This is a genomic window from Bacteroidales bacterium (genome assembly GCA_018334875.1).
Lineage (GTDB): Bacteria > Bacteroidota > Bacteroidia > Bacteroidales > UBA12077 > JAGXLC01.
The window spans coordinates 1-6,250 of record JAGXLC010000247.1 but is presented as its reverse complement, the minus strand read 5'-3'; the positions used below and the strand labels follow the sequence as shown (position 1 = coordinate 6,250).

Sequence of the window (6,250 nt, the reverse complement as noted above, 5' to 3'; positions counted from 1 at the left end):
AGATAATCCCGAGGCTTCACCGGAACAAACAACAACGTACCAGGTCTTCGTAGTCAATGAGAAGGGACTTGAGGATTCTGCAGAGGTAACCGTGACAGTGAATCCGTTGCCCGAATTAAGCGTTCAGGATTTATATGAAATGTGCGAAGGGGATACCATCCAATTAAGCGCTGAAGGAACGGGTCATTTTCAATGGGAACCGGAAGAAAGCCTGAACCGTGCTGACACAGCTAAGCCCCTCGCCTATCCTGTCAATACAACAACTTACAGGGTGATACTAACCAATGAATACCAATGTTCCCGATCCGGACAGGTTACGGTTGAGGTGTACAGGCAACCGGAGGCAGATGCAGGTGAAGATCAGACACTGAATTATCAGTTTGAAACCACACTGGATGCCAACAGGCCTGTTGAAGGTAATGGTGAATGGAGCGTGGTTGAAGGTAACGCGGTCTTTGAGGACATCTCGGATCCCAAAACAAAAGTCACCGATCTCGAGCTGAAGGAAAACATTCTGCAATGGTCGATAGATAACGGAGTATGTCCGGTTGCAGCGGATCAGGTCAGCATTACCGTCAAGGATATAAATCCTCCTACGGTGATCACACCGAATCAGGATAACAAAAACGATTACTTCAGGATCCCCGGAATGGAAAAAACAGAATACGACGAATTTATAGTGTTCGACAAGTGGGGAAATGAAGTATTCCGGGAGCAAAACTATCAGGAAGACTGGGATGGCAGAAACCATCAAGGTAATAAGCTGATGCCGGATACCTATTTCTATATATTGAAACTAAAATCAGGAAGGGTGTTGAAAGGATTTATCAACATAGAAGAATGATGAGGAAAATTGTATTGTGCATATTGTTTATAATGGCGTTCGGCAAGCTGTACAGCCAGCTTCAGCCAATGAGTGAACAGTACATAGTGGACGGCCTGAGCATCAATCCTGCATACGCGGGAAGAAGAGAAGCTCTGAGTATTGCCATTTCCTACCGCCACCAATGGGTTGGATTTGAAGGAGCTCCCGTAACTCAAACGGGTAGCATCCATTCTCCCTTATTACATGAAAATGTCGGGGTTGGGCTACTCTTCATGAATAGTGAGATAGGAGTAACCCAGGAGTCGGGGATCATGAGCAATTATTCTTTCAGTTTCAGGACGGGCCGGGGAAGAATGTCACTGGGTCTCGGTGCCGGAGTCATACTAAAAAATAAAAACCCCAATAAGCTACGGAGTGTTGACCCCGACGACGAGGTGCTGAGTTCCGCTGAGGAAGCTTACTATATGCCCGACTTCAGTGCAGGAGTGTATTACAATACAGACAATTTCTTTGCAGGGTTTTCGATGCCATTTTTCATCCATCACCGTTTTAATTCGGCGAAGGGGGAGTATGAACTGTATCATGATTTTGAAAAATGCACTTATATGGCTACAGGAGGTTATTTATGGGATATAAGCGACGATTTCAAATTGTTCCCGAATACCCTTTATAGATACAACCCCAAAGGACATCAGCAGGCAGATATGAGCCTATATATGATCCTTGGTGAAAAATTCTGGCTCGGAGGCAGCTACCGGACAGAAAATCAAATGATCTTTACGTTGCAATACCAGATAACCAACCAGTTGAGAATAGCTTATTCCTATGGTACGGAAAATACGGCACTGAGCAGGTATAACAAAGGAACACACGAAATCACATTGCAATATGATTTCAAATATCTGGTGGAAGCCATAAGCCCAAGATATTTTTAAACATGAAAGATATAAAAACATTATTCATTTTGTTGATCATCTTTTCCGGTTGTGCAGGCAGCAGGCAGTCGCTTCAGTCCGACTACTATTCAGCCGAAATTACACCCTTCAGCTCTAACCACTACGATGAGTACTCCCCTGTAATGTATCAGAATAAGATCATTTTTTGTTCCAACCGGAATGATGATCTTTTCATCAAGCACTTTAATGAAGATAACCGGGAAAATTTCAATATATACTCCCTAAATATCCATGATACGTCATCCTGGAGAAATTACAGTTTATTCGACAAAAACCTGGTTTCCCATTTCAACGACGGTCCGGTTACATTCGACCCTGCACAGGAGGTTATGTATTATTCCAGAAACCTCACTATTGACAGGAAAAAGAACAAAATTACCGGACCCAATACACTGGGCATCTTTTCGGCCAGAAAATTATACGGTCACTGGACCGATATCAAAACTTTCCCTTATAACAGCCCGGAATATCATAACACCACACCTTATTATGACACATCGAACCGCCGTTTATACTTCGCTTCTACCATGCCGGGAGGATACGGGCAAAGCGATCTGTATTATTCGGAAAAAACCGACGAAGGCTGGAGTAAGCCGGTCAACCTGGGCCCCAGGGTCAATACGGAAGGCAATGAACTGTATCCCTTCATTACCGCCTCGGGAAAACTCTTTTTTTCTTCAGATGGACACGGAGGTTTGGGAAAAAAGGATATCTTCCTTACAGAGAAGGAGGATGGCGAATGGATCAAACCCGTACATCTGAAACCTCCCATCAATTCAAAAGATGATGATTTCGCCCTGGTTACCGATCATACCTTTCAGTCGGGTTACTTTTCATCAAACAGAAAACAGTCCGATGATATCTACCGTTTCCGCACCAAAAGGCCCCAGTTTTATAATTGTGACAGTCTGGAACAAGACAAATACTGCTTTCAATTCCAGGAGGAAAGTTACCCTGAGATTGACAGTTTATCCAGGTTTGTGTGGAATTTCAGTGACGGCACCAAAGTCAACGGCAAAGAAGTAACACATTGCTTTCCCGGACCGGGGAAATACAGGGTGCAGTTAAACATTGAGGATCAACAAAGCGACAGCATATATTACACGCAAAGCGAGTATGAATTTGAGGTCGAAGCAAAGGCTGAACCCCACATTCGTTCCAGGGATGCATATATCGTAAACGAAAAAATGGAATTTGACGGTTCAGAATCCGGACTCCCGGATTTAGATTCAGTAAATTATTATTGGGATTTCGGCGAGGGAACCCTTGGAAATGGCTTAAGTGCTGATCATACCTACAAAAAGAAAGGAAAATACAAAGTCATGCTTGGAGTAACCGGGATCAATGACAGTACAGGATTTATGGAAAACCATTGTGTATGGAAAAATGTTCAGGTGCTTGAGGATTATCAGGCTTTAGCCACCTATCAGGCCGGAGAAAAGGAAAAAGGAATTGACATGAAAAAAACCTTACCGGACACGGAGTCCTCTGATATGGATTCGGACAAGGTGGCCTTTGAAGAGGTTGAAATCAGAAGCTACATCATTGCCGAACTACCCGAAGAGTTGGCCAATCAGCTTAACGAAGCATTTGGTGCAATCGATCAGACAAAACTGGCCTTTAACGATACAGAGCTGGAAGAAATCTCCTACCCTGTTCTGAATCGTATCATCCGTATCGTGAAAAAATATTCCATGACAAAAGTGGAAATTGCGGTTCATAGCGACAACAGGGGATCAGCGAAGAACAACAAGGATTTGACGGAAGAAAGGGCTCAGGCCATCAAGGATTACCTGGCCTCCCAGGGCGTAACAGAGGAAAGGCTGCAGGCAACCGGTTACGGTGAATCAAGACCAATAGCCGGGAATGAAACAAGAGCAGGCAGACAGAAAAACAAAAGAGTAGAATTTATACTGATCAACCGGTAACTAATATTGCGCAGGGAATTTAGCCTGGATCATTCTTACCGCAGCTTTAGCTGCAAACAAATTTCTCATAACCTGTATGATATCGTTCTCAAAGTTAAGCAATTTAACTCTTTTTGAACCACATAGGACATAGGAAACATAAGATTTCACATAGATTTATCATTTATCAAAACTTTGCTAAAAAAACAAAATTTTTGGAAGTGATACCATAATACAAGCAAGCTGCCAACAATATTTCTAAATATATCGTTTTATGCATTGAAATGATTTCATCTATTTTTACTTTTGTTTACGATAAATACAATTCCAAACGGTATGAAGGAAGAAAATGATTCAAAAATAGCAGTGCTCATTGATGCGGATAATGTTCCTCATTCCAACATAAAAGGCATGCTGGATGAGATTGCAAAATTCGGCATACCCACCATCAAAAGAATATATGGCGACTGGACCAAACCCAATGTTGGGGGTTGGAAAAATGCTTTGCTGGAGCATGCCATCACCCCGGTGCAACAATACAGCTATACTACAGGCAAAAATGCTACAGATTCGGCAATGATTATCGATGCCATGGATATCCTGCATAGTCAAAAAGTGGAGGGATTTTGTCTTGTCTCCAGTGACAGCGATTTCACGAGGCTGGCCACCCGGCTAAGAGAATCGGGTATGTTGGTGATAGGCCTCGGTGAAAAGAAAACGCCTCATCCTTTTATCATGGCATGTGACAAGTTCATTTATGTCGAAGTCATCGAAGGGTCAAAAACCAAGCAGACCAAAACTTCCCGCAAGTCTTCCGGTAAAACCACCACCACAACTCAGGCTTCGTCAACAGAAGTAGATACCATTGACAACGAAATGATTCAACTCTTAAGAACCACAATTGAAGACCAGGCCGATGATAACGGATGGGCAGCCCTGGCGGAAGTGGGATCCATGCTGATTAAAAAGAAACCGGACTTTGACCCCCGTAATTATGGTTTCTCCAAGCTTACTCCATTAATCAAGTCGTTAAACAAATATTTCACCATTTATGAAAAAGCAGTAGAAGATACGCAGATCAAACACATCTATGTGAGAAATAAAAAATAATCTTAGTTCTTATACATCAACCGGCGAATATTTCAATATCCGCCGGTTAACTCTGCTGATCGATGGTTATTTTATAATTAGAACCAGTCGATAAAACCAGATGCTGCTTAAAGAGTCTAATCAATTTAATCCGATATCCACGATAAGATGTTTATCGCTTCTAACATATGCATTAACCACTTCGTAAGTCAGGCTCTCCTGGTCTCCGTTGGCAGTAATAATCTGAGATGAACCCGGCTGCAGGGTGATCTTTTGTGTTGCGTCACCTGATTTCAGTTCCATTTCAAAATATAAGTCACTTTTATTCCTGATCTCATAATAATTGGAACCCTCTCCATTACCGCCATCTCCGGAAGGATAGTAGGCCCCTGTTTCAACACAAGCATGAAATAAATCCCTTACATGCTCCTCTTTTCCGGCGAGATATTTGCTTGCCCAGGCAACAGTCCGACCTTCCTCCAGGGCTTCTCTTACCGAAGCAGGCGTTTTTTCTTCTGCAAAAACCAATGTCATGGTGCGACGAATGAGTTCGTTATCAAGATCATAGTCATGTTCTACGAGGTTATGAATATCTGAGGTCCCCATTACTGTTAGATCCTTATCCACACACCAGTCAAGCGCATTTTTATAAAAAGAAAAACCGTTAAAAACCTCTATTCCATGCACCCTATCTTCATTATATAGTTCATCAATGAAGTCGATCCATTCGTAAGAACCCTCTACCTGGTTAACTTTCCACCCTGGGTGGTTCCAGAAAATAAAAGCATCCTGGTTAGCAGCTTTTAAAACAGCATTTTTGTCTTTATCACTGTCATTGTCTTCGATATATCCGGATGCATCACCAATATAAAGCGCATTGAAATGTCCCGGGGGTGTATTCCGTGTTATTTCTGTTCCTTTAATAAAAACAATATTGCGTTCAGACGCCATATCCTCTGCCAATTCGTAGGATCTGTTGTGATCAACAGCCACGTCTTCCGAATGTGGCGTATACTCAATATGATCAGTGATAGCAAGCACATCCAAACCTTCTTTCCAGGCCTCCTGAACCCTTACATTAGGCCATACATGGCCGTCGGAAAATACGGTATGCGTATGAAAATCACATTTCAACGTTTGATACCCGTTAACATCCGGGATATTGATAATTTCCCGCTTCGTGGGATTCCGGAATTCATCCATCCGCACAACCCCATTATCGGTTTGTGCTTTTACCACTGTTACGCCTAATACCAGGAGCGATACGAATAATAATTTAGTTTTGGACATAGCTTATTGGTTTTAATTATACTTGGTTTAGCCTACACACAAAAATACAATTTTTAAATACGTTTGACAAACCCATTTGAAGATTCAATTCAGGAATTTAGAGACTCAATTCAATCCCCTGCAGATGTAATTAAGGCAGTTCAATAGGGCACATTCAGAAAAAATGTGTCATTATGTCAAAA

General features: G+C 42.2%; 5 protein-coding genes. 4 read left to right on the top strand and 1 reads right to left on the bottom strand.

Annotation, left to right across the window (positions count from 1 at the left end):
- The 4 genes from KGY70_15495 to KGY70_15480 all read left to right on the top strand — a co-directional run.
- Positions 1-844, top strand: an 844-nt coding sequence (locus tag KGY70_15495; GenBank protein ID MBS3776600.1) for a gliding motility-associated C-terminal domain-containing protein, incomplete at its 5' end; no start/stop codon positions are given.
- Positions 841-1,761 carry a type IX secretion system membrane protein PorP/SprF gene (locus KGY70_15490; protein ID MBS3776599.1) on the top strand — a complete coding sequence of 307 codons (921 nt, stop codon included), beginning with the start codon at positions 841-843 and terminating at the stop codon, positions 1,759-1,761. The genes KGY70_15495 and KGY70_15490, both read left to right, overlap by 4 nt.
- Positions 1,762-1,763: 2 nt before the next feature.
- Positions 1,764-3,710: an OmpA family protein gene (locus KGY70_15485; GenBank protein ID MBS3776598.1), complete on the top strand. Its 1,947-nt coding sequence runs from the start codon at positions 1,764-1,766 to the stop codon at positions 3,708-3,710.
- 315 nt (positions 3,711-4,025) lie between these two features.
- Positions 4,026-4,799: an NYN domain-containing protein gene (locus KGY70_15480; GenBank protein ID MBS3776597.1), complete on the top strand. Its 774-nt coding sequence runs from the start codon at positions 4,026-4,028 to the stop codon at positions 4,797-4,799.
- Positions 4,800-4,919: 120 nt separating this feature from the next.
- Here KGY70_15480 and KGY70_15475 read toward each other — a convergent pair whose 3' ends face one another.
- Positions 4,920-6,068, bottom strand: coding sequence for a histidinol-phosphatase (locus KGY70_15475; protein ID MBS3776596.1), 1,149 nt, complete (start codon positions 6,066-6,068; stop codon positions 4,920-4,922).
- Positions 6,069-6,250 lie beyond the last annotated feature (182 nt).